The organism is Rhodococcus sp. F64268, assembly GCF_023015605.1.
In the GTDB taxonomy this organism is placed as follows: Bacteria; Actinomycetota; Actinomycetes; order Mycobacteriales; family Mycobacteriaceae; genus Rhodococcus.
In genome coordinates, this window is the sequence record NZ_JALKAI010000001.1 from 168,452 (window position 1) to 191,617 (window position 23,166).

General features: G+C 67.0%; 10 protein-coding genes. 7 read left to right on the plus strand and 3 right to left on the minus strand.

The features are described 5' to 3' along the window. Positions 1-30 precede the first annotated feature (30 nt). The 4 genes from MWU77_RS00790 to MWU77_RS00805 all read left to right on the plus strand — a co-directional run bounded on the left by MWU77_RS00790 (position 31) and on the right by MWU77_RS00805 (position 17,093). A complete protein-coding gene (locus MWU77_RS00790) occupies positions 31-1,632 on the plus strand; it encodes a (2,3-dihydroxybenzoyl)adenylate synthase (protein ID WP_169688461.1) in 1,602 nt (533 codons plus the stop codon). Then, a complete protein-coding gene (locus tag MWU77_RS00795) occupies positions 1,629-14,936 on the plus strand; it encodes a non-ribosomal peptide synthetase (protein ID WP_247272726.1) in 13,308 nt (4,435 codons plus the stop codon). Before MWU77_RS00790 ends, MWU77_RS00795 begins: the two co-directional genes overlap by 4 nt. A 68-nt stretch (positions 14,937-15,004) precedes the next feature. Further along, positions 15,005-15,232 carry a phosphopantetheine-binding protein gene (locus tag MWU77_RS00800; protein ID WP_247272727.1) on the plus strand — a complete coding sequence of 76 codons (228 nt, stop codon included), beginning with the start codon at positions 15,005-15,007 and terminating at the stop codon, positions 15,230-15,232. Positions 15,233-15,308: 76 nt separating this feature from the next. Next, positions 15,309-17,093 (plus strand): siderophore-interacting protein, encoded by a 1,785-nt coding sequence (locus MWU77_RS00805; RefSeq protein WP_281499128.1) that lies wholly within the window; start codon positions 15,309-15,311, stop codon positions 17,091-17,093. Here the strand turns inward: MWU77_RS00805 and MWU77_RS00810 are convergent. The 3 genes from MWU77_RS00810 to MWU77_RS00820 all read right to left on the minus strand — a co-directional run bounded on the left by MWU77_RS00810 (position 17,084) and on the right by MWU77_RS00820 (position 20,298). Then, the gene (locus MWU77_RS00810) at positions 17,084-17,893 is read right to left on the minus strand and encodes an ABC transporter ATP-binding protein (protein WP_247272729.1); all 810 of its coding nucleotides are present in this window, start codon (positions 17,891-17,893) and stop codon (positions 17,084-17,086) included. The two genes, MWU77_RS00805 and MWU77_RS00810, sit on opposite strands and share 10 nt — an antisense overlap. 90 nt (positions 17,894-17,983) lie before the next feature. Further along, positions 17,984-18,676: a response regulator gene (locus tag MWU77_RS00815; protein ID WP_169688270.1), complete on the minus strand. Its 693-nt coding sequence runs from the start codon at positions 18,674-18,676 to the stop codon at positions 17,984-17,986. Continuing rightward, on the minus strand, positions 18,673-20,298 hold the full coding sequence (locus tag MWU77_RS00820) for a sensor histidine kinase (RefSeq protein WP_247272730.1): 1,626 nt from the start codon (positions 20,296-20,298) through the stop codon (positions 18,673-18,675). The genes MWU77_RS00815 and MWU77_RS00820 overlap by 4 nt, the downstream gene beginning before the upstream one ends. A gap of 202 nt (positions 20,299-20,500) precedes the next feature. On the opposite strand from MWU77_RS00820, the gene MWU77_RS00825 reads away from it, so the two are divergent. The 3 genes from MWU77_RS00825 to bluB all read left to right on the plus strand — a co-directional run bounded on the left by MWU77_RS00825 (position 20,501) and on the right by bluB (position 23,157). Further along, positions 20,501-21,865 carry a cation:dicarboxylate symporter family transporter gene (locus tag MWU77_RS00825; protein WP_169688272.1) on the plus strand — a complete coding sequence of 455 codons (1,365 nt, stop codon included), beginning with the start codon at positions 20,501-20,503 and terminating at the stop codon, positions 21,863-21,865. A gap of 78 nt (positions 21,866-21,943) precedes the next feature. Beyond that, positions 21,944-22,438 carry a glutathione peroxidase gene (locus MWU77_RS00830; protein WP_169688273.1) on the plus strand — a complete coding sequence of 165 codons (495 nt, stop codon included), beginning with the start codon at positions 21,944-21,946 and terminating at the stop codon, positions 22,436-22,438. 47 nt (positions 22,439-22,485) lie between these two features. Further along, entirely contained in the window at positions 22,486-23,157 is a 672-nt protein-coding gene (bluB, locus tag MWU77_RS00835; protein ID WP_169688274.1) for a 5,6-dimethylbenzimidazole synthase, read from the plus strand. Positions 23,158-23,166 lie beyond the last annotated feature (9 nt).

Below are 23,166 nucleotides of genomic sequence, written 5' to 3' on the forward strand. Positions count from 1 at the left end.
GCACACCCGAAGCTATCCGTCGACACCAGCATGCCCATCGCTCCGCTCCACCTCGACGGGGTGGTGGACTACCCGGCCGAGTTCGCCGCGCAGTACCGCGAGAAGGGATACTGGATCGGACAGACACATTCGGCGCTCCTGGCCGGTACGGTCGCTGCCCATCCGGACGGGGCGGCGGTCGTGGACCCACGGCGTTCGCTGTCCTACGCCGAACTCTCGGAGCGAGTGCAGATCATTGCGGGTGAATTCGCTGCCAGGGGGCTCGGCCGCGGCGACCGCGTGATAGTCCACATGCCGAATACCGTCGAGTACGTCGAAGTCGTGTTCGCGCTCTTCGAGATCGGTGCGTTGCCGGTGTTCGCGCTGGCCGCGCACCGCTCCGCCGAGATCCGCCAGTTCTGCACGGCCGCAACGGCCCGCGGGTACATCACCGTCGACAAGTTCGGTCTCACCTCGTACGGGGACCTCGCAACCGAGATCGCTACCGACTTCCCCGATGTCTCGACCTTCGTGATCCCGATCGGTGACGAATCGTGGGCAACCGGCCCGCCCCTACCTCGCGTCGACCGCTCACTGCCCTCGGACGTGGCGTTCCTCCAGCTCTCGGGAGGTACCACCGGCACACCGAAACTCATTCCGCGTACCCACGACGACTACCTGTACTCGGTGCGGGAGAGCGCGCGGATTTGCTGCATCGACAGCTCCTCGGTGATGCTTGCGGTACTGCCGATCTCGCACAACTTCACCATGAGCTCGCCGGGGCTGCTGGGAATGATCGCCGTAGGTGGGCTCGTGGTGATGGCCCCGGACCCCAGCCCGGATACCTGCTTGCGGTTGATCGAGGAACACGCGGTCACCCATGCGGCACTCGTACCGCCGGTACTGATCGCGTGGCTGAATTCGTCGGCGCGCCACGATCGTGACATCTCGTCGCTCTCCTCACTGTGGGTGGGCGGCGCGAAGCTACCGGAGGAGGCGGCCCGCCGGGTCGCCCCGGAACTCGGGTGCTCACTGACCCAGGTGTTCGGCATGGCCGAAGGACTGGTCAACTACACGCGTCCCGATGACGACGAGGAGACCGTCACCACCACGCAGGGGCGGCCCATCTCTCCCGACGACGAAGTGCGGGTCGTCGACGACGCAGGCGTGCCGGTGGCCGACGGCGTGGCGGGGCACCTCCAGACCCGCGGCCCGTACACGATCCGCGGCTACTACCGGGCGCCGGAGCACAACCGGACATCGTTCACCGCCGACGGGTTCTACGCCACCGGCGACATCGTGGTCCGCGACCCTCGCGGATACCTCACGGTCGTGGGCCGCAGTAAGGACCAGATCAATCGGGGCGGTGAGAAGATCGCGCCGGCGATGGTGGAGAACCATCTGCTGGCACACCACGAGATCCACGACGTATCCGTCGTGGGTATTCCCGATGAGGCTCTGGGCGAACGTATCTGTGCGTATGTGATCCGGCGCGATCCGGACTCCGCGACACCCACCGCGTCTCAGCTACGCGCATTTCTGCGGACCGAACGGCAGGTGGCGGCGTACACGATCCCGGATCGCTTCGAGTTCGTCACCGAGTTTCCCACCACGTCGGTAGGCAAGATCGACAAGAAAAGTCAGGGAGCATGACACTTACCGAAGGGCACCCCGCCCCGACCGCTGCCGCCGCGACTGCCACGCCCACGCTGCTGCCGCTCACCGGCGCGCAACTCGGGATCTGGAACGCGCAACGACTCGAACCGGATTCGCCGTACTACCTGGTGGGTGAAGTACTCGAAATAGACGGCTCCGCGGCGGGCGTGGAGATAGATCTGCCGGTGCTCATCGCGGAGATCTCGGAGACCGTCGCCGAGGCCGAGACGATGAGATTGCGATTCGTCGACACGGATGACGGGCCCCGCCAGTGGATTGCCCCCGAACAGGCGTTGTCGATCCCCGTCCTCGACCTCGGCAACGAGAAGAATCCGCACGCGGCAGCACACGAGGCCGTCACCCGCATCCGCGCCGACGCCGCCTGCGCTGCCAGGGACATGGAGGAGCGAGAACTCTTCACCTACACGCTGCTCCGCTTGTCGTCGACGCAGGTGTGGTGTGTTCAGCTGTACCACCACCTGATCGTCGACGGGTACTCCGCGGCGATGATCTCCCGCAGGCTGGCGACCCGCTACACCGCTGCTGTAACGGGAAAGCGGCTTCGCCCGAACACTTTCGGTTCAATCTCCGAAGTCGTCGCCGAGGATGTGGAATACCGGAACTCCGAGCAGGCGGCGCTGGATCGTGCCTACTGGACCGCGCGTCTCGATCCACTGCCCGAACTCCACGGCCGCCGCGGGGGAGCCGATCTCGGATCTGCAGCACAGACACATTCTGCCCGGGCGATCCTCGATGCCGAGGTCATGGAGCAGCTGAAGCAGATCGCCGCAGACAGCGGATGCACGTGGGCGGACGTACTGATCGGTGCCTATGCGGGATTCGTTGCCCGGCTGCACGGGACCGCCGACGTCGTGCTGGCGCTCCCCGTCATGGTGCGCACCACGCGCACCGCACTCACGACACCGTCGATGGCGGTCAACGTGCTGCCGCTGCGCGTGTCGGTGTCCCTGTCCGACGACATCTCGATGCTGGGGTCGTCGGCCGCGACAGCTCTGAGTGAGCTGCGTGAGCACCAGCGCTACCGCGGTGAGGACCTCGTACGTGATCTGGCTGCGCCAGGAGCGGGTGCCGTCCTGCACGGGGTGGGAATCAACCTCAAGGCCTTCGATTTCGATCTGAACTTCGCCGGAGCAGTCGGAACGTTGCGCAACGTCGCGGGCGGACCGCCGGAGGAACTGGGTCTGACAGCGACACCCATCGACGGTGGACGCATGATGCTCGGGTTCGAGGTCGACGCCCGGGTCGTGTCCGAGGCCGAGGTGAACGCCCGGGCCGAAAGCCTCGCCGGGCTCATCCGTGCACTGTGCGCGCCCGAGCGCCCGTCGCTCGGCACGATGAGCCTGCGCTCCCGCGGTATCGACGAGAAGTGGACCCCCGCTGCGCTCCCGCAGGCCGGTATCCGGTCGGTCACCGACATGTTCGCGGACATGGCGGCCGCGCACCCCGCCGACATCGTGCTCTCCGATTCGGACAACGACGTGACGGCAGCAGATCTCGCAGCGCGCACCTACCGTCTTGCGCGCCTGATCCGTTCCCGCGGAGTCGGTCCCGACGACATCGTGGCGATTGCCCTTCCGAGGACCACGGACATCGTCGCGTGCATCTTCGCGGTCTGGGAAGCCGGCGCCGCCTATGTCGTGCTGGATCCGGCGTACCCCACCGAACGTCTCGATGGGCTCGTCGAACTCGCCCGACCCTCCCTGCTGCTGTGCGCCGGCGAGCCGCCGGTGACGAAGGCGGCATGCGAGACGGTCCGGCTGGGGACGGAAGAAACCGAATTCGAGCTGGATTCATTCCCCGATACACGACTGCGCGACCACGAGCGGGCGGCAACTCCGCACCCCGACGACGCCGCCTACGTTCTGTTCACCTCAGGCTCGACCGGGACGCCGAAGGGGGTCGTCGTCCGCTCGGGAGGGCTCGCGCATCTCGTGCATCGTCAACGTCGCACGGTGCACGCGGATGCTCGCGCGCGAGCCGGTGGACGTCGGCTGCACGTCGCCCACACCACCTCGTTCGCGTTCGACGCCTCACTCGATCCGCTGATGTGGATAGTCGGCGGTCACCATATTCATCTGTACGGCAGTGATATTCAGCGCGATGCCGATCTGCAGATCGAGAAGTTCACCCACGATGAGATCGACGTTGTCGACACGACCCCGTCGATGGCGGCGTTCCTTCTCGAGGCGGGTCTGCTCCCGCCCTCGTCCGCGACCGATACGGGTCACCGGGTCGATACGATCGTCGTCGGTGGTGAAGCGCTACCCTCTGGGCTCGCCGAGCAACTCGGACGGAGTGCAGCCCGCGCCTACAACATGTACGGGCCCACCGAAGCCACCGTCGATGCGATCGTGGCGGACGTGACCGGCCCCGACGTCCACATCGGTATGCCCTTGGAAGGTACCGCGGCGTACCTCCTCGATGCGGCGCTGCATCCGGTCCTGGACGGGGAGGCCGGTGAGCTGTATCTGTCCGGCCCCCAACTTGCGCGCGGCTACCTCGATCGGCCCGGGATCACCGCGGATCGATTCGTGGCGGATCCCTTCGATGCGTCGGGTGGCCGGATGTACCGCACGGGCGATCTCGCCCGCTGGAATCCCGAGACCGGCTTCGAATACCGCGGTCGCGTCGACGACCAGGTCAAGATCCGCGGCCACCGGGTGGAACTTCGCGGAGTCGAAGCTGCGCTGGCACAAGCAGGTTCGGTCACCGCGTCGGTCGCCGTGGTGCACGGGGCAGGGCCCTTCGCAAAGCTCGTCGGATACGTCGTGTCAGACGATGCCGCACTGTCCGGCGACGACGTCCGTCGCGAGCTGCTGACCCGGGTCCCGGATCACCTGGTGCCGTCCGTGGTCGTGGTCCTGGACGAGATGCCGGTGACCGTGAACGGCAAGATCGACCGGAGGCAACTGCCGGATCCTTCCGATCGCGCATCTGCGCGGGGCGACTCCGGTCGCGAGCCCGGTACACCTGCGGAGTACGCGCTGTGCGCCGTCGTGGCCGAGGTGCTGGGCGTCGAATCCGTGTCGCTCGACGCCGACCTGTTCACGCTCGGCGGCGACAGCATAGGTGCGATCAGCATCAGCAGCCGGCTACGTGCGCACGGACTGGCCCTCACCCCCAAGGAACTGCTGTCGGGTCGGGACCTGGCCACACTCGCGGCACTTGCGCGCGAACTGGTCGACGACACCGCGGCACTGATCGACGACAACGGAATCGGGCAGGCGCCGACCACGCCGATCATGCGCAACGTCCTGCGGAGCGACTCGATCGAATCGGTGTCGTCGTACTCGCAGTGGACGGCCGTCGAGGTCGACGGCGACATCGACGGGGAGGCGCTGGCAGCTGCGGTACAGACACTGCGGGAGCGGCATCCCGCCCTGCGGATGATCGTCCACGACGACTCCGTGGACATTCCCGCCGCGACCACCGCGCCCGTGACGATCGGGGAGCGCGGGCCGGTCTCCGCAGGCGACTTCGTGCGCGAGGTGGCCTCCTGGGCCCGGAGCAGCGCCGACGAGCTGGCACCGGGGGCGGGCGATCTGCTGCGGGTGAGCATCGTTCGGATGACCGACGGCAACGATCGGTTGCTCGTCGTGGTCCATCACTTCGCCGTCGACGCGGTGTCCTGGAGCATTCTGCTGACCGATCTTGTGGCGGCCTACCGCGGTCGTGCTCTCCCGGCGACGGCGAGCGAATCGTGGCGGCACCGCGCGAGGGATCTCGCCGCCCGCGGTGCCGTACACCGCTATGTCGACGAGAAGGCGATGTGGTGTGAGGTTCTGGAGACGGGCTCGCGGGTGCTCGTCGACTCCGAACTCCGGCCCGGCGTCGACACCCATTCGACCGCGGAGGTGACTCGAACGAACACGACAGCCGCGGTCACCGCCGCGGTCGTCGACACCCTGTGCGCGATGTACCGGGCACGACCGGACGAGGTGCTGCTCGCGGCGCTGACCGTCGCGATGCGCGCCTACCGGGGAACAGCAACGGGCGATTTCCCGGTCCTGGCGGAAGGGCACGGCCGCGACGCGGACTCGGGTTCGGATCGTGGTTCGACCGTCGGCTGGTTCACCACCGAGTATCCGGTGTCCGTGCCTGCCGCGTTCGTCGACACCGACGAGCGTCTGACCGAAGCGTTGGGCGGGGGACGCGTCGTCGCCGAGATCCTGCACGAGGTCAAGGCCCGCCGCCGCGCGGGACGCGACAACGGAATCGGGTACGGGGTCCTGCGATTCCTGGACGATGCCGGTGCGGCACTCACCGAGCTGTCCGCGCCCCAGGTCGTGCTCAACTATCTCGGAAAGCCCGCCGGAATGTCGGGGCCGGACTGGCGCACGGTTGCGGGTGACGCATTCGGCGTGGTGGAGCCGGGCACCCGCACGCTCACCGAGGTCCTGGCGATCAATGCGTTCGTCCACGACGACCCGGCGGGGCCTGTGCTGTCCATCGAATGGACCGCCGCCGGTGAACTTCTCGACGGAGCGGCGGTCGCGGAGCTGCAGCGATGCTTCGAGGATGCATTGAGCGGTTTCGCCGCCCACGCCGCGCTGAATACCGGTGGGCTGAGCGCCGTCGACTGCGATGACGTCGTCGTCACGCAGAGCCAGATCTCCTTCCTCGAATCGGTCGCCGGACCGCTCTCCGAGATCCTGCCGCTCTCCCCGCTGCAGGAGGGGCTGCTCGCACATGCTGCTCGCTTCACCGAACACGACCCGTACGTCCTGACCGCGGTCGTCGACCTCGCGGGCGAACTCGACACCGACCGGTTGCGTGCCGCGTTCTCGGCTGTCGTCGCCCGTCACCGGAACCTGGCCGCCGGATTCCATTTCGACGGTGTCGATGAACCCATCGCGACGATCCCGCAGGTGATCGAGATTCCGTGGCGGGTCTCCGATCTCCGGGATCTGCCGCAGAGCGCTGCCGCTGCGGCCGCCGCACAGGCCAGGCTGCGTGCCTCCGAGCGGATCTTCGACGTGCAGCGGGGACCTCTCCTTGCGGGGCACGTGCTGCGGCTCCCCGGCGGGCGGACACAACTCGTACTCAATGCGCATCACCTCGTGACCGACGGCTGGTCGACGCCGATCGTGTTGCGCGAACTGGTGCACGTCTACAACCACGGCCGGTACGACGACGGGCAGTACACCAACGGCACGGCCGGTTTGCCGCCCGCACCCGACTATGCCGACTTCCTGCGGTGGCTGCGCCGGCTCGACCGCGCCGAACTGCGTGGAGCATGGCGCCGGCGTCTGGCCGGGCTGGCGGAGCCCACCCTGATCGCCCGTGGCGACAGCACCGGTGAGCATCCGGTGGCAACCGAGGTCGCGGTGGACGACACACTCGGGCAGCAGGTCGCGGAGGTTGCGCGCGCGAACGGGCTCACTGTCAACACCGTCGTGCAAGGTGCGTGGAGTGCCGTCCTGTGCGCGCTCGTCGGCAGCGACGACGTCGTGTTCGGTACGACCGTGTCCGGCCGGCCCGCCGACCTCGAACGGGTCGAGACGATGGTGGGCCTGTTCAGCAACACCGTTCCGGTGCGGATGCGGATGGATCATCGTCTGCTGCGGGACGTGCTGCAGGCGAGCCAACGAGACCAGTACGACCTCGGCGACGCGGAGCACCTGCCGCTGTCCGAGATCGAATCCTGCAGCGACGTACGAGGCGGCACCGGTCTGTTCGACACCCTGGTGGTGTTCGAGAATTATCCTGCGCGGTTCGGTGCGAACCCGGACGACTCCACCGACTCGACACATATCGTCGGTATCGGCAACATCAGTACGACGCAGTACCCGCTGTCGCTGCTCGCGCCGCCCGGCGATCGGTTCCGTCTCGTGGTCGACCACGACCCTGCCGTCGTGGATGCGACGACCGCGTCGAAGGTCGTCGAGGCGCTCCCGGCGGTGATCGCGGAGATGATCTCGAAACTGGATCATCCTGCGTCCGAGTTCGTTCCGCTCACGATCGGCGTCCTGCCGCCGCGGGCCGTTGCCGCCCGCGTACCGTCGTCCGGCGGTACCGCACTGCCGCACCTCGTCGATACCGTGACCGCGCAACTGGGCGAGGTACTCGAGACCACTCTGCTCCCCGATGACGATTTCTTCGATCGTGGCGGGCATTCGCTGGTCGCGATGCGCGCGGTCAGCGGTCTGCGGCGGCACGGCATCGTCGTCTCCGTCGCCGACATCTTCGCGGCGCGCACGGCCCGGGCACTCGCCGCGCGCGCACAGGCTTCCCCGGCAGCCCCCGTCGTGGATGCATCGGAGCCGGACGACATCTCCCATGAGCCGATGTTGTCGTCCGCGCAGGAGCGGCTGTGGATCCTGCACCGGATGGACGAGCAGTCCCGTGCGCACGATGTCCCCATCGTGCTCGCCTTGTCCGATGCCCCGGACACGGCGGCGCTGCGGGCCGCATGGCGAGACCTGGTGGCGCACTTCCCGGTCCTGAGGACCTGCTATCCCGCAGGGGCCGACGGTAACCCCGAGGTGCGGGTGCTTCCGGAGTCGGCTATCCCGGAACTGCGGAACTTCAGCACCGAGGTCGACCTCGACTCCGCTGTGCGTCAAGATCTCTCGGCCCCGGACTCGGTGTTCGATCTGACATCCGCGGTGCCTGCTCGGGCGACTGTGCTCCGCGGACGCGGATGGGCAGCGCTCGTCATCGTGATCCACCACATCGCAGTCGACGGCGCGTCGGTGCCGATCCTGCTCGACACCCTGGCCCAGGCCTACCGGGATCGGCTGGCGGGCCGCACTCCGCGGCTGGCCTCTGTCGCACCCGATTTCGCTGAGTTCGCTCGGGCAGACCGGGTCCGGACACGCTCGGCGGATGCCGAGCGGTCGTTGGCACACTGGAAACAGCGGCTCGCCGCTCTTCCTTCCGAGCTCGAGCTGCCTGCCGATCGGCCCCGCCCCCGGCATGCGACGCACAGGTCGGTCGATGCAGTCCGGCTGCTCGACAGCGCGATGGCGGACGCACTGAAACACGCATCCGTCCGGCGCGGTGTGTCGGCCCTGATGCTGCTCGAAGCTGCGGTCGCGTTGACGTGGCAGCGATTCGGAGCGGGCAGTGACATTCCACTCGGCACGACGGTATCCGACCGGGAACTTCTCGCGGACGGGCGATTCCGGGACACCGTCGGATATCTGGTGAACACCGCCGTACACCGGATCGACCTCACCGGTGATCCGACACCCGGACAGGTGCTCGACCGCGTGCGCGCTGTCGGCCTCGACGCGCTCGAACACCAGCACGTGCCGTTCGATCGTGTCGTCGACGCGGTCGCGCCGGAACGCACCGCAGGGCGTCACCCGTTGTTCCAGACGATGGTTGGACACGAAATCCTCGGTGCGCCAATCGAACTGGGTGGCATTGTTGCCACTCCCGTCGAACCGATCGATCCGCCTGCGCGCATGGATATCGCCGTCTGGCTCCGTGAGAGCGGAACGACGACCGAGATCCGTTTGGGCGGCGCCGCCGACCTGTTCGATGCGGACACGATCGCCCACATGGCCGACGAACTCCTCGTCACCCTCACCCACATCGTCGAGCAGCCGGACCGGCCGATCTCGATGCTCGGCAGTGTCGATGCCCACGACGGTCCGATGCGCGAGGGTGCACCGCAGTCGGTGGTGCAGCGGTTCCTGATCCAGGTCGGGGAACGACCCGACGCCCCCGCGATCGTCGTGGACGGGGCGGAGACCAGCTATCGCGAGGCCGGTGCCCGCGTCGAGGCGCTCGCCCGCGCGCTGACCGCGCGCGGAGTAGGCGCAGGGTCGGTGGTCGGGGTCGCGGTCGGCAGGGACGCCGGCCTGCCTCTGGCGTTGCTCGCGGTGCTGCGGTGCGGTGCCGTCTACCTGCCGCTGGATGTCGACTATCCACGCGATCGTCTGCAGTACATGCTCGACGATGCGCGTCCGATCTGTGTTCTGGTGTCTGCGGAGACCGCCGGCGACGTCGGATGGATGGACCTTCCCGCGGTGCGGGTGGACGCTGCCGGCATGGAGATTCGGACAGAATCCGTGCTGCCGGAGATCCCCGTCGCCGACGACGGGCTCGCCTACATCATTCACACCTCGGGGACGACCGGAAAACCCAAGGGCGTCATGGTCACCTCGGCCAACCTCGCGGCGTTCGCGGATACCACCGGCCGGTTGGGCTGGATCGGCAGTGACGATCGGGTGATGGCGGTGACCACCGTGTCGTTCGACATCGCAGTGCTGGAACTGCTGTGTCCGCTGGCACTCGGTGCGTCCGTGGTCGTGGCTCCGCGCTCGTCGGTGGTCGATCCCGAGAAGCTGGCCGCGCTGATCGAGGCGTCCGGTGCCACGGTCGTGCAGGCGACCCCGTCGCTGTGGCGACTGCTCCTGACCGTGCCCGGCGTGCGGACGGTGCGTGCCCTGATCGGTGGTGAAGCGGTCCCCGCCGAACTGGCCGATCAACTGACCACGGTCAGCGACGAGGTCTGGAATGTGTACGGCCCGACGGAAGCCACGGTGTGGGCCACGACGGACCGCCTCACCGCGGGTGCGCCGGTCACGATCGGTGGACCGTGGATCGATGTGCGAGCCACTGTTCTCGACGACCTCCTCCGGGAGGTTCCCGAAAGTGCGTTCGGCGAGCTGTACCTGGGAGGCGCCCAGATCGCGCGGGGCTACCTCAACCGACCGGGGCTGACCGCGACCCGATTCGTCGCCGACCCGCGGCGACCGGGGGAGCGGCTGTACCGGACGGGCGATGCGGTACGCAGACGCCGCGGCCGTATCCAGTACCTGCGGCGCACCGACGATCAGGTGAAGGTGCGCGGGTTCCGGATCGAGCTCGGCGAGGTCGAGACTGCGCTGCGCGCGTTGCCCGAGGTCACCGACGCGGCCGCGAAGGTGGCTGCGATCGCGGATGGATCGTCCCGGCTCTTCGGGTACGTCGTTGTCCGTGACGCTGCCGCGGCCGATCCGGTCCGGATGCGGCAGGCACTGGCGGAGTCGCTGCCGGATCAATTCGTGCCGCAGGCGATCACTGTCGTCGAGTCTCTGCCGCGCACGCTGAACGGCAAGCTCGATCGCGCGGGCCTGCCTGCGCCGGCGATCACCGCCCCGCCGAGCGGGACGCGCCCTGGCGCCGGCGACCGGGCATCGGGATCGATCGCAGAGGATCTCGTTGCCGCAGCCCGTGACGTCCTCGGCACCGAGATCGACATGCGATCGAACTTCTTCGCTCTCGGTGGGGACAGCATCGCCGCAGTGCGGTTCGTGGCAGCGGCGTCCGGCCGGGGGGTGCGCATCGTCGTGGCCGACGTGTTCGAGTGCGACACCCTGGATGAACTCGTGGATCGTGCAGTTCGGGTGTCGATCGGAGACGACGTACCGCACTCGCGTGCCGAGCTCGTCGAGATGGACGATGCGGCCCGAGCGCGCGTGGACACCGAGTACCCCGGGTGGCAGCAGGTTCTGCCGCTGACCCCGTTGCAGCGGGGAATGTACTTCCAGTCCGTGAGCGGCGGGCTCGGTGCCGCGGACAACTATCACGTGCAGCACCGCTTCACATTCGCGGAGCCCGCCGACCGCCGGGCACTGGCCGCTGCGTTGGCGGCCATCGTTCTCCGATACCCGAACCTCGCTGCGGCATTCACGCATTCGATGTTCGCGGAACCTGTGGCGGTCATCGGTCCGGTGACGATCGACATCGAAGAGAAGCAATCCGGATCCCTCGCCGGACTCGATGACATCGCTGCCGACGAGTTCGCTCGGCCCTTCACGCTCGACCGCGCACCACTGGTGCGCACGGTGCTCGTCACGGCACCGGATACGGCCGGGCAGCTGATCGTGACTCAGCATCACCTCCTGTCCGATGCGTGGTCCCAGGGAGTGCTGTTCACCGAACTGTTCACGCTCTACGGCGTCGCGAAGATGCTCGTCGGCCTGTACCCGGCGGACGCGGCGGGCGACCAGGAGGTCGCATCGGCGCTGCAGCGTGTGCTGGTTCCGGCGGCGGACTTCACCGATCATCTGCGTCATCTCGCCGGACTCGATGCGGAGACGGCTGCGAAGGCCTGGGCACTCCACCTGGCCGATCTCGACGAACCGACGTTGATCGCACCGAACGCGGCGCCCGGCACGATGTCGCTGCCCAATCGCGTCACCCACCGGCTCGACGACTCGGTGCGCGACGAGATCGTGGCTCTTGCAGCAGAGAACGGTGTCACGGTGTCGACCGTGATGTCGCTCGCGTGGGCACTGACCTTGCGCCGACTGACCGGACGCGACGATGTGGTCTTCGGATCCACGGTGTCGGGACGCGACCCGCTCGTGCCGGATGTCGATCGTATGGTCGGGCTGACACTGAACACCGTGCCGGTCCGCGTTCACCTGCGGTCGTCCATGACCTTGGTGGATACGTTGCGCCGGTTGTTCGTCGATCAGGGTGCTCTGATCGAACACCACCATGTAGGCCTCGGCGAGATCACCCGCGCCGCAGGGTTCGGGGTGCTGTTCGACACGCTCGTGGTGTTCCGCAACGTCGGAGGTGCCGAGGCACGATTCGGTGTGTTCGAACGTGCGGGGATCTCGACGGCGGAGGCGATGGACTCGACCCACTACGCGATCACGCTCGACATCGACCCCCGGAGCCGCAGTGGTGCCATGGAGGTGACGATCGAGAACCGGCCCGATCTCGTCGACGACGAGGCAGCGGCGTCGCTCCTCGCGGACCTCACCGGCATGATCGAGGAGCTCGCGAGGGCTCGGGCGCGGGTCGCTACCACGGTGGCAGAGACCGGGCGTGCGTACGCGGAGCTGGAACGGACCGCGCTCACCGCGCCGCGCGAACCGATCCCGCTGCCCGGCGCGGCACAGGGCAGCATCGACACGCTGTTGTCCGAACGCGCCACCGCGACCCCGCACTCGCCGGCGCTGACCTGCGGCGCCGAGACGTTCACTGCCGGTGAGTTCGACAGCCGGGTAACTGCGCTTGCTCGGCATCTGGTGGCGAGCGGAGTCGAGGCCGGCGACCTCGTCGCCCTGATGCTGCCGCGGATCGCCGATCACGTCGTGGCGATCTTCGCGGTGATGCGCGCAGGTGCCGCGTATCTTCCGCTCGATCTCGCGCACCCGGCTTCGCGGCTGACGGAGATCGTGCTCGACAGCGGAGCCCGGACGGTCGTCACGGCCGACGCCCGCGCCGAAGGTGTTGCCGAAGTCGTGGCCGGGCTACCCGGGATCTGCGTCGTCGACCTCGCCGTCTCGGAGGTCGCCGAGGTCCTGGCTGGAGTTCGTCCCGCACCGGACGTGGCGCCGCACCGCATCGCTGGACCCATCCATCCGGACCAACCCGCCTATGTCATCTACACATCGGGCTCGACAGGTAAGCCGAAGGGCGTGCAGGTCGGTCACCGCGGCCTGACCACGATGTACCACAACCATCGCGACGAGATATTCCGAGGCACAGAGGATCTCGTCGACGGTCGGCAGCTGCGGATCGCACATACCGTGTCGTTTTCCTTCGATATGTCGTGGGAAGAACTGTTCTGGCTGCTGGCAGGTCACCACGTGCATGTCATCGACGAGGAGGCCAGGTCCGATCCGCGCTCACTGGTGCAGCACTATCGGACCGTCGGGATCGACGTCGTCAACGTCACGCCGTCGTATGCGCGCGAACTGGTCGCTGCCGGCCTGCTCGACGGCGATCGGGCCCCGAAGCTGGTGATGCTCGGTGGTGAGGCCGTGCCACAGGAACTGTGGAGCCGGCTGCGGGACCAGGAAGGTATCGACGGCTACGATCTCTACGGCCCGACCGAATTCACCATCAACGCGATGGGATCGGCCGTCGCGGACAGTGCGACCCCGTGCCTCGGCACACCGATCCGCAATGCCTGTGCACGCGTGCTCGATTCCGGGCTGCGTCCGGTCGCCATCGGCGCTGCCGGTGAGCTCTACATGTCCGGTGACGGTGTGGCGCACGGATATCGGGGCCGGCACGGACAGACCGCGTCGTTGTTCGTGGCGGATCCGTTCTCGGCCGGAGAGCGGATGTACCGCACCGGCGATCTCGTCCGTTACCTCGACGGAGGGCGGCTGGAGTATCTCGGGCGAGTCGATCGGCAGGTCAAGATCCGGGGTATCCGCATCGAACTCGGCGAGATCGAGTCGGCACTCGAGGCGTTGCCGGGAGTGGCGCGGGCCGCCGCGACGGTCCTGTCGACCGGCAACGCGTCGCGACTGATCGGGTACGTCGTGGCCGACGGTGCGCAGACGGAGAGCGAACTGCGCGCACAATTGCGTGACACGGTTCCGGCGCATCTCGTTCCGGCGCAGATCGTGCGAGTGGACACCATCCCCCTCACGGTCAACGGCAAGCTCGACCGGGCGGCCCTACCCGAACCGCCGCGCCGCAACGTCGCGGATTCGCTTCGCACACCGACACAGTGGATGGTGGCCGCCGTGTACTGCGACCTGCTCGGGTTGGACGAAGTGGGCGCAGACGACGGTTTCGTCGACTGTGGTGGAGACTCGCTGGCAGCGATGCGATTGGTCTCGCGGCTCGAACGCGACACCTCCGTCCGTGTGGATGTCGCCGAGTTGCTCGAACGCCAGACCGTGGAGGCGGTGGCAGAACTCGTCGACGCCCGCCGGGGCGGTGACGCCGACGATGCGACGGGCGACGTGATCCGCTTCGGCCGCAGCGGAACCGGAAAGCCCCTGTTCTGCATCCATCCGGCCGGAGGCTTCGCGTGGCAGTTCGCGTCGCTGGGCTCGATGCTCGACCGTCCCGTCGTCGGACTGCAGCTTCCCGTGCACGACCGTCCCGAGTCGTTCGACGACCTCGTCGCACACCACTTGCGGGCCGTGCGCCGCGAACAGCCGCGAGGGCCGTACCGCCTGCTCGGATACTCATTCGGTGGAACGCTTGCGCACGCGATCGCGGCGGCGTTGACAGAGTCCGGTGACATCGTCGACTTCGTCGGGTTGGTGGACAGTGAACCACTCGACGGGCACAGCACCGATGTGCCGGCAGGACACGCGTCCGGACTCCCCTCGGAACTGGCCGCCGAGATCGCCGAGAACTTTTCCTACACCGCGACTCTGCTGGAAACGGCGAAGGCGCCGGTGTACTCGGGGACCCTCACGCTGTTCGAGGCCCAGCGGTCGAGGCCGCCGGTCTGTTTCTCCGACCGGTGGGAGCGAATCCACGACGGGACACTCGTGGTCCACTCCGTGGACGCAGATCACGACGGTATCGCGACGGCAGCCGGGTGGCGGCAGATCCTGCCCGCGCTCGAGGAATGATCCGGTTCGCGACAGGGTCTCGGACGGTACGAAGAAACACGCAAGACGAATCAGGGAAGGACAACACAGTGCTCACGCGCGAGATCGTCATCGGAGACATCGCCAGTGCTCTGGATCAGCCGCTCGAATCGATCAGCGACGAGGTGAATCTCCTCGACGAAGGGTTGGATTCGATCCGGATCATGGGACTTGTGGAACGCTGGCGCTCCGCGGGGGTGGAGGACCTCGATTTCCCGACGCTTGCTGCCGATCCGACCGTGGCACACTGGGTTGCTGTTGTGCTCGGCGAGTACTGATCTTCTTCGAACGAAAGGGCTATCGATGGCTGGGACCGTCCGCGAGCTCGAGGTATTTCCCATCTGTATCCGAGAGATGGACGTGCTTCGAGTCGAAGATGTCACACCGGGTATGCGCCGGGTGACGGTCGGAGGACCGTCGATGGACTCCCATGTTCGTGACGGTGTCGAGTTGCCGCCGGTGCGGACCAGTGGTTTCGACGACGACGTCAAGCTGTTGCCGGTCGACCCGAAGACCGGGGAACTGCCGTTCGAGGTGCCTCGGAACTCCGACAGCGGTGCTGTCGAGTGGCCGTCGGGATCGTTCCAGTACGCCCGGACCTACACGGTGCGCTCCTTCGACGCGGACAGCCGTGAGATGGCCATCGACTTCGCGATGCACGAGGGCGGGCTGGCGTCGGACTGGGCGAATCGTGTGCAGCCAGGGGAGAAAGTCCTCATGGCGGGGCCGAAGCATTCTGCCGGCCTACCCACTGCCGCCGACTGGATGCTCATCGCGGGCGACGAGACCGCACTGCCCGCGATCGCGCACTGCCTCGAGCAACTCCCACCGGATCTGCCCGCGACGGTGGTGATCGAGGTCGCCGAACCGTCGCATCGACAAGAGCTGAAATGCGAGGCACCCCTCGACGTCACCTGGCTGTTCCGTTCCGACAACGGGGGTGAGTCGAGGCTGGTCGAGACGGTGCAGGCGGCACAGTGGCGTCCCGGTCAACCGTATCTGTGGGTTGCAGGCGAGACACTGACGATCAAGCCGCTGCGACGATGGGCGAAGCGGGACAAGGAGATCGCGAAGGAGTTCGTCGAGATCACCGGGTACTGGCGTCACCGGGAGGTTGCGCATGCTGCGGCGGATTCGCAGGCAGTCACGGCGGTTGCCGAGGCCGACCCGGACGCGCAGTTGCACGAGATGTCCGAGTTGCTGCCGGCGCTCGCCATCCGGACAGCAGTGACCGTCGGGCTCTTTCCCGCGATCGACGGCGGTGCCGACACCGCGGCCACGATCGCCGCAGAGTGCGGTACGCACCCCACGGCGACGGCGAAACTGCTGCGCCATCTCGTACTGATGGATCTGTTGTCCGTCGAGGACGGCCGGTTCGCACTCACCGAGATGGGATCGATCCTGGCCGATCAGGACACGTTCGCCAGCCAGGCGCTGCACTTCGACAAGATCCACACCCGGCTCGACATGGCCTTTCTGGGACTGCTCGACGCTGTCCGGACCGGGGCGCCCGCAGCCGGACACGGCTTCGCCGACAAGCTTCGGGAGCCCGGGTTCGTGGATGACTTCCACGAGGAGGTCGCGTTCGGGTCCGTGTACCGCGCGCCGGCACTACCCGACGCGGTCGATCTCGACGGTGTGCACACGGTCGCGATCTACGGGGAAGGTGCAGGCGTCTACGCCGATACTCTCGCCCGCCTTCATCCCGGCCTCGAGATTTCGCTCGTGGGACTGCCCGCCCAGAACACCCGGAACCTGCGCGACGTGGCCGAGTCGCGCCGCGAGAAGATCCAGCGCATCGACGGCAGCGAGTTCACCGCGCTCGCGACGCCCGTCGACCTCGCCGTCGCAGTGGAGATGGTCGACAGTCACCCCGACGCCGACGCGCGCCTGCTGCTCGGTGCACTCGGTGCGTCTGCGCGACGGGTCGTGCTGGTCACCGACGTACTCGATCCGCAGACCACCGACGACCACGAGACAGAAGCGGATCTTCTGAAACTGTGCCTGCACGGCTCAGGCCAGCGCACCGAGGCGGAACTGTCTGCGCTGGTAGCGGAGTCGGGATGCGGAACCCCCCGATTCGGGGCGCTGGGCTGGGGGTCGACGGTCGTCGAGTTCAGCGGTACGCGTCAGCTGTAGGCCTGCACCGCTCCGGTGGCCGACCACCGCCCGGCGCGGCGCTCGACGGCGATCGGATGCCGGAAGGCCTCGGAAATCGTTTCGGAGGTCAACGCCTCGTCGACCTCACCCCGAGCGACCACCGTGCCACCGGAGAGGACGAGAGCGTGTGTCGTCGAGGCGGGCAGTTCTTCGAGGTGGTGGGTGACCAGCACGGAAGCCAGTTCGGGGCGGAGTTGACGTAGCTCGGCGAGGACACCCAGGAGGACCTCGCGGGCTGCGAGGTCGAGTCCGGTGGTCGGCTCGTCGAGCAGTAGCAGATCCGGGTCGGTGACGAGGCCGCGCGCAATCAGTGCGCGGCCTCGTTCTCCTTGCGAGAGCACCGACCACGGACTGTCGGTGATCGCACCGAGCCCGAGCATGCCGATCAACTCGCCGGCCTTGCGCTTCTCCTCGTCCGACGGGGTGGCTCGCGGCGGCAGTGAGGTGGATGCGTAGAGCCCGGTCAACACTGCGTCACGCACCGTGACACGAGGGTCGATACGTGTGCGTGGGTCGACGTGACCGATGTGTGTTCGCAGTGAGCGCATGTCCACGCGCCCGAGACGGTGTCCGAGGACGTGCACGGTGCCGGTCGTCGGGTGCTGGTGGGCTCCGCACAATGCGAGCAGCGTCGACTTCCCGGCGCCGTTCGGCCCCATCAGCGTCCATTGCTCGCCTGCACGGACATCGAGATCGATGTGTGCGATCAGTGACCGGCCCTGACGCACGACGCTGACGTCCTGTAGTTGGAGGACGGAGGGGCGGTTATCTGTGCTCATGAATTCGTATTCTGTCATTTCGGAGTCAGAGCATCGGCGATGGCCAGCAGGTGTTCCCGGGCGGTGGGCGCTGTGACGGTGAGGGCGGTGTCAGGGAGTGCGCGCGTAGCGCACCTGCGGTCGCCCGGCCTTTCCGTATTCGGTGAGTCGCACGAGTGCCCCGTCGTCGGCGAGACGCTCGAGATAACGCCACGCCGTCACCCGTGACACGCCGATCCCGGCGCCGACCTGAGCGGCAGTGCACGGGGCATCCGCGTCCCGGAGGTACCCGACGATGAGGTCGAGGGTCGCGGGCGCGATGCCTTTCGGACTCGATGCGCGCGAGTCGGACGTGCGCAACGCCGACATGGCGCGATCGATCTCGTGCTGCCCGGCGGCCTTTCCTGAGTCGTCGAGCGCCTCACGGTAGGACACGTAACGTTCGAGTTTGTCGCGCAGGGCCGCGAAGGTGAACGGCTTGAGTAGATACAGCACGATTCCGCGGGCGACGGCGGTGCGCACCACCTCGAGTTCGCGCGCCGAGGTCACAGCGATGATGTCGGGACTCGGATGGAACACACTCAGCGCGGCTGCGATGTCGAGTCCGCTGGTGTCGGGTAGCCCGATGTCGAGGAGCACGAGGTCGATCGGCTCCCCCCCGTGAGCTGCCGTGGTCACGGCGCGCAGTGCATCCTGTCCGGTGTGCGCGACCGCAACGACGGTGAAACCCGGTATGCGAGCGAGATATTCGCGATGGGCTTTCGCGATCAACGGCTCGTCCTCGACGATCAGCACACGGATCATTCGTCGTCTCCAGGCTCGGCGGCGAACGCAGCGTCGTCGGTGCCGGTCCGGCCGAGCGGGATCTCCACAACGACCATCGAGCCGAGGGACGGCTCGGTGCGCAGACTTCCCCGGTACTTTCTGACCAGCCCGTTGACCAACGCCAGACCGAGCCCGTGGTGATCGGACTTCGTAGAGTAGCCGCGTGCAGTTGCTCGTGCCAGGGTCTGCGCGGACATGCCCGGTCCACTGTCTGCGACTTCGACGATCATGGTGGTTCCATCCTGCCGTATCCCCACCTCGACCCACGGTTCGTCCGAGATGCGCGCAGCGTCGATCGCATTGTCGACGAGATTGCCCACGAGCGTCACCAGGTCGCGAGTGCTCATGATCGAGGTGGAGTCGAGTGCGGTGTCCTCGGTGATCGTCAGCTCCACACCCCGGTCGGAAGCGTCCGCACTCTTCCCGAGCAACAGCGCGACGAGCGCGGGTTCGCGCACGGCCGAGGTGAGACGGTCGATGAGCGCCTGCGACATCGCGAGCTCCTCGGTCGCGAAGGCAACCGCGTCGGTGGTTCTGCCGAGTTCGACCATGGTGATGATCGTGTGCAACCGGTTGGCGGATTCGTGGGCTTGCGCGCGCAGTGAATCGGCGAAACCCTTCACCGCGTCGAGTTCACCGAGCACACTTCGCAGCTCCGTGTGGTCACGCAGCGTCACGACCGTGCCGAGCGTTCGCCCGTCCCACCGCACCGCATCACTGTTGATCAACAGAACGCGGCCCTCCGTGACGTGGACCTCGTCCCGAACGTCGTGGCGGCTGAGCAGGTCGCGGACCGTCGCGGGCAGAGCATCGAACGGCACCGGACCGGTGCGCGGCAGATCGAGAAGCCGCCGTGCCTCGTCGTTGACCACATCGATCCGCGGTCGCGACGACTCGAAATCGAATACGAGCAACCCTTCACTGATCGAATGCAGTACAGCGTCGTGATGCTCGTAGAGGGTGCGGAGCTGCCGCGCATCGAGGCCCAACGTCTGCCGGCGGAACCGGCGGGCGATGAGATACGCGCCGACAGCCGACACCGCAACTCCCGCCGCAACCACTCCGAGGATCGTGGGTAGCCCTGCGACGAACTCTTCCCAGATGTGGGTACGCGTCACCCCGACGGACACGAAGCCGACGAGGTCGTCCGCCTCGTCGTAGACGGGCGCGACGGCGCGGATCGACGGGCCGAGCGAGCCGGTGTATGTCTCGGTGAACGTCGCACCCGCGCGTGCCTGATCCGTGTGGCCCGTGTACGGCCGCCCGATCTCCTCGGGGGTGGGATGAGTCAACCGGATCTCGTTCATTCCCATGACCACCACGAAATCGACCCCGGTCGACGTGCGAACCTCTTCGGCCCGCACCTGCAGGTCGCCGCCCGCGTCATTCGTCGTGATTCCGACAGCGACTTCGGGGAACTGCGCGAAGGTGTCGGCGATCTCGGTCACTTCGCGTCCGGTGGCGTCATCGGCCTCGCGGCGTTCGTCGAGTACGAACAGGACTCCGGCGACCACGGCCATCACCGTGAACACCACCAGCTGCAGGATCAGCAATTGGCGCGCGACGCTCAGAGGGCGGCCGCGACCCGGTCCCGACCTCATCTCGACCTCCCGCCGCGCGTCTTCTCCAAGAGTTCACGCGCACGTTCCCCGTGAACACAATGCACGCAATCTTCTGCGCGCACTGCCCTTCACTCCACCATGTTCACAGTGCGCGTGACTTCGGTCACCCGATTCGACGCCGGTGGAACCTCGATCCGAGCAGGTTCGTCGCCGACACTGCACCACAACGTGAAAGGCACACATGAGTATCACCACGCGCGGGGCGAAACACCGCGACCGCACCCACTGGTTGTACATCGGCGTCATCGTTGCGGTTGTCGCGGGTGTGATCGTCGGATGGCAGGCACCCGAGGCCGGTAAATCGCTCGGTGTGCTCGGCACGATGTTCGTCGATCTGATCAAGATGATGATCAGCCCGGTGATCTTCTGCACCATCGTGCTCGGCATCGGCTCGGTGCGTGCCGCCGCCAGCGTCGGGCGGATCGGTGGTCTCGCCCTGGCCTACTTCGTCGGAATGTCCACGGTCGCCCTGGCGATCGGACTCGGCGTCGGGAATCTTCTCGACCCGGGCTCAGGCCTGACGCTCGACCCGGAGACCGCAGATTCGGGTGCCGCACTCGCCGAGCAGGCGCACGCTGCGGGCGGCACTGCCGAGTTCATCTCGTCGATCATTCCCACGTCGCTGCTGTCGTCGCTCACCGCGGGCAGTGTGCTTCAGACACTGTTCGTCGCGCTGCTCGTCGGCTTTGCGATCCAGGGCATCGGGAAATCGGGTGAACCGATTCTGCGCGGCGTCGCGCATATCCAGAAGCTCGTGTTCAAGATTCTGACGATGATCCTGTGGCTCGCACCGATCGGAGCATTCGGCGCAATCGCCAATGTGGTCGGGCAGACGGGGCTGAACGCAGTCGTGCAGTTGGGTGCGTTGATGCTCGCGTTCTACCTCACGTGCCTGGTGTTCGTGTTCGGTGTGCTCGGCTCGCTGCTCAAGGCAGTGGCGGGAGTCTCGGTGTTCAGACTCGTCCGCTATCTGGCCCGTGAATACCTCTTGATCTTCGCGACGTCGTCGTCGGAGTCCGCGCTGCCGCGTCTGATCGCCAAGATGGAGCATCTCGGCGTCGAGCGCACCACCGTCGGTGTCGTCGTGCCCACTGGGTATTCGTTCAACCTCGACGGAACCGCCATCTACCTGACGATGGCCGCGCTGTTCGTCGCTGATGCAATGGGAAGTCCGCTCACGCTGTCGGAGCAGGTGTCGCTGCTGGTGTTCATGGTGATCGCCTCGAAGGGCGCGGCCGGGGTCACCGGCGCCGGTCTTGCGACGCTGGCCGGTGGCCTACAGAGCCACCGCCCCGACCTGCTCGACGGTGTCGGTCTGATCGTGGGTGTCGACCGCTTCATGTCGGAAGCGCGCGCGGTCACCAATTTCTCCGGCAACGCTGTCGCGACGCTGCTGATCGGCACGTGGACACGCTCGGTCGACCGCGATCGAGTGGACGAGGTGCTCTCGGGTCGGCTGCCGTTCGACGAGAACATGCTCGGAGACGACGACGGCATGCCCCGGCCGCCCGAAGAACCGTCCCGGCTCCAGAAAGTGTCTGTCTGAGCTTTCCTGAACCTGGTGCCCGGCCGGTCATCTTCTCTCCGAGGGAAGAAGGCAGGCCGGGCACGATAGCTTGGTCGTATGACCACGCCTCTGCAGAACATCACCATCAACACCCTCTCCGGTGAACCCACCAGCCTCGGTGCGTGGGACGGCCATGCCCTCCTCGTCGTCAACGTCGCATCCAAGTGCGGCCTCACGCCGCAGTACACCGTGCTCGAACAGCTCGCGAAGGACTATGCCGACCGCGGGCTGTTCGTCATCGGTGTTCCGTGCAACCAATTCATGGGTCAGGAACCCGGCACCGCCGAGGAGATCCAGGAGTTCTGCTCGACCACCTACGGCGTCACGTTCCCGCTGCTCGAGAAGATCGAGGTCAACGGCGAGAACCGGCACCCGCTGTACGCCGAGTTGACGAAGCAGGCCGACGCGAGCGGCGAAGCCGGTGACATCCAGTGGAACTTCGAGAAGTTCCTGATCGCGCCCGACGGTACGGTCGTGAACCGCTTCCGTCCCCGCACCGAACCCGATGCACCCGAAGTGATCGACGCTCTCGAAGAGATCCTGCCCGCCTGAAGACCGGCCTGCCGCGACAGACCAGAACAGAACAGAGCACGAGAAACATGTTTTCGACCGAGGCGCGCGACGCGCTGTACGACATCATCCGCATGCGCCGTGACGTGCGCGCCGAGTTCAACGGTGACGTGATCTCCGAGGACGTGCTGTGGCGCGTCCTCGGTGCTGCCCACCACGCGCCGAGCGTCGGCAACACCCAACCATGGGACTTCGTGGTCGTGCAGGACCGGCAACGTCTCGCGCAGTTCGCCGAGCATGTGGCCGGGCGCCGTCAGGCTTTCGCCGACTCGTTGCCCGAAGACCGCAAGGGCACCTTCGACCCGATCAAGGTCGAGGGGATCGTCGAGTCCGGAACCGGCATCGTCGTCACCTATGACCCGGAGCGCGGCGGCAAGCACATCCTCGGCCGCCACACCATCGACGAATCGGGTCTGTTCTCCGCGGTGCTCGCGATCCAGAATCTCTGGCTCGCGGCGACAGCGGAGGGGCTCGGTGTGGGCTGGGTGTCGTTCTACGAGGAGCCGTTCCTCGCAGATTTCGTCGGTGTCTCCGGTCCCGTCCGGCCCATCGCGTGGCTGTGCGTCGGACCGGTCACCGCGTTGCAGGAGGTCCCCGATCTCGAGCGGTTCGGCTGGCGCAGCGGACGGGAACTCACCGATGCGGTGCACCGCGACACGTTCGCGGGTGCTGCGTTCGAACCGGACGTCGCAGACGCCTGACAGCCGACA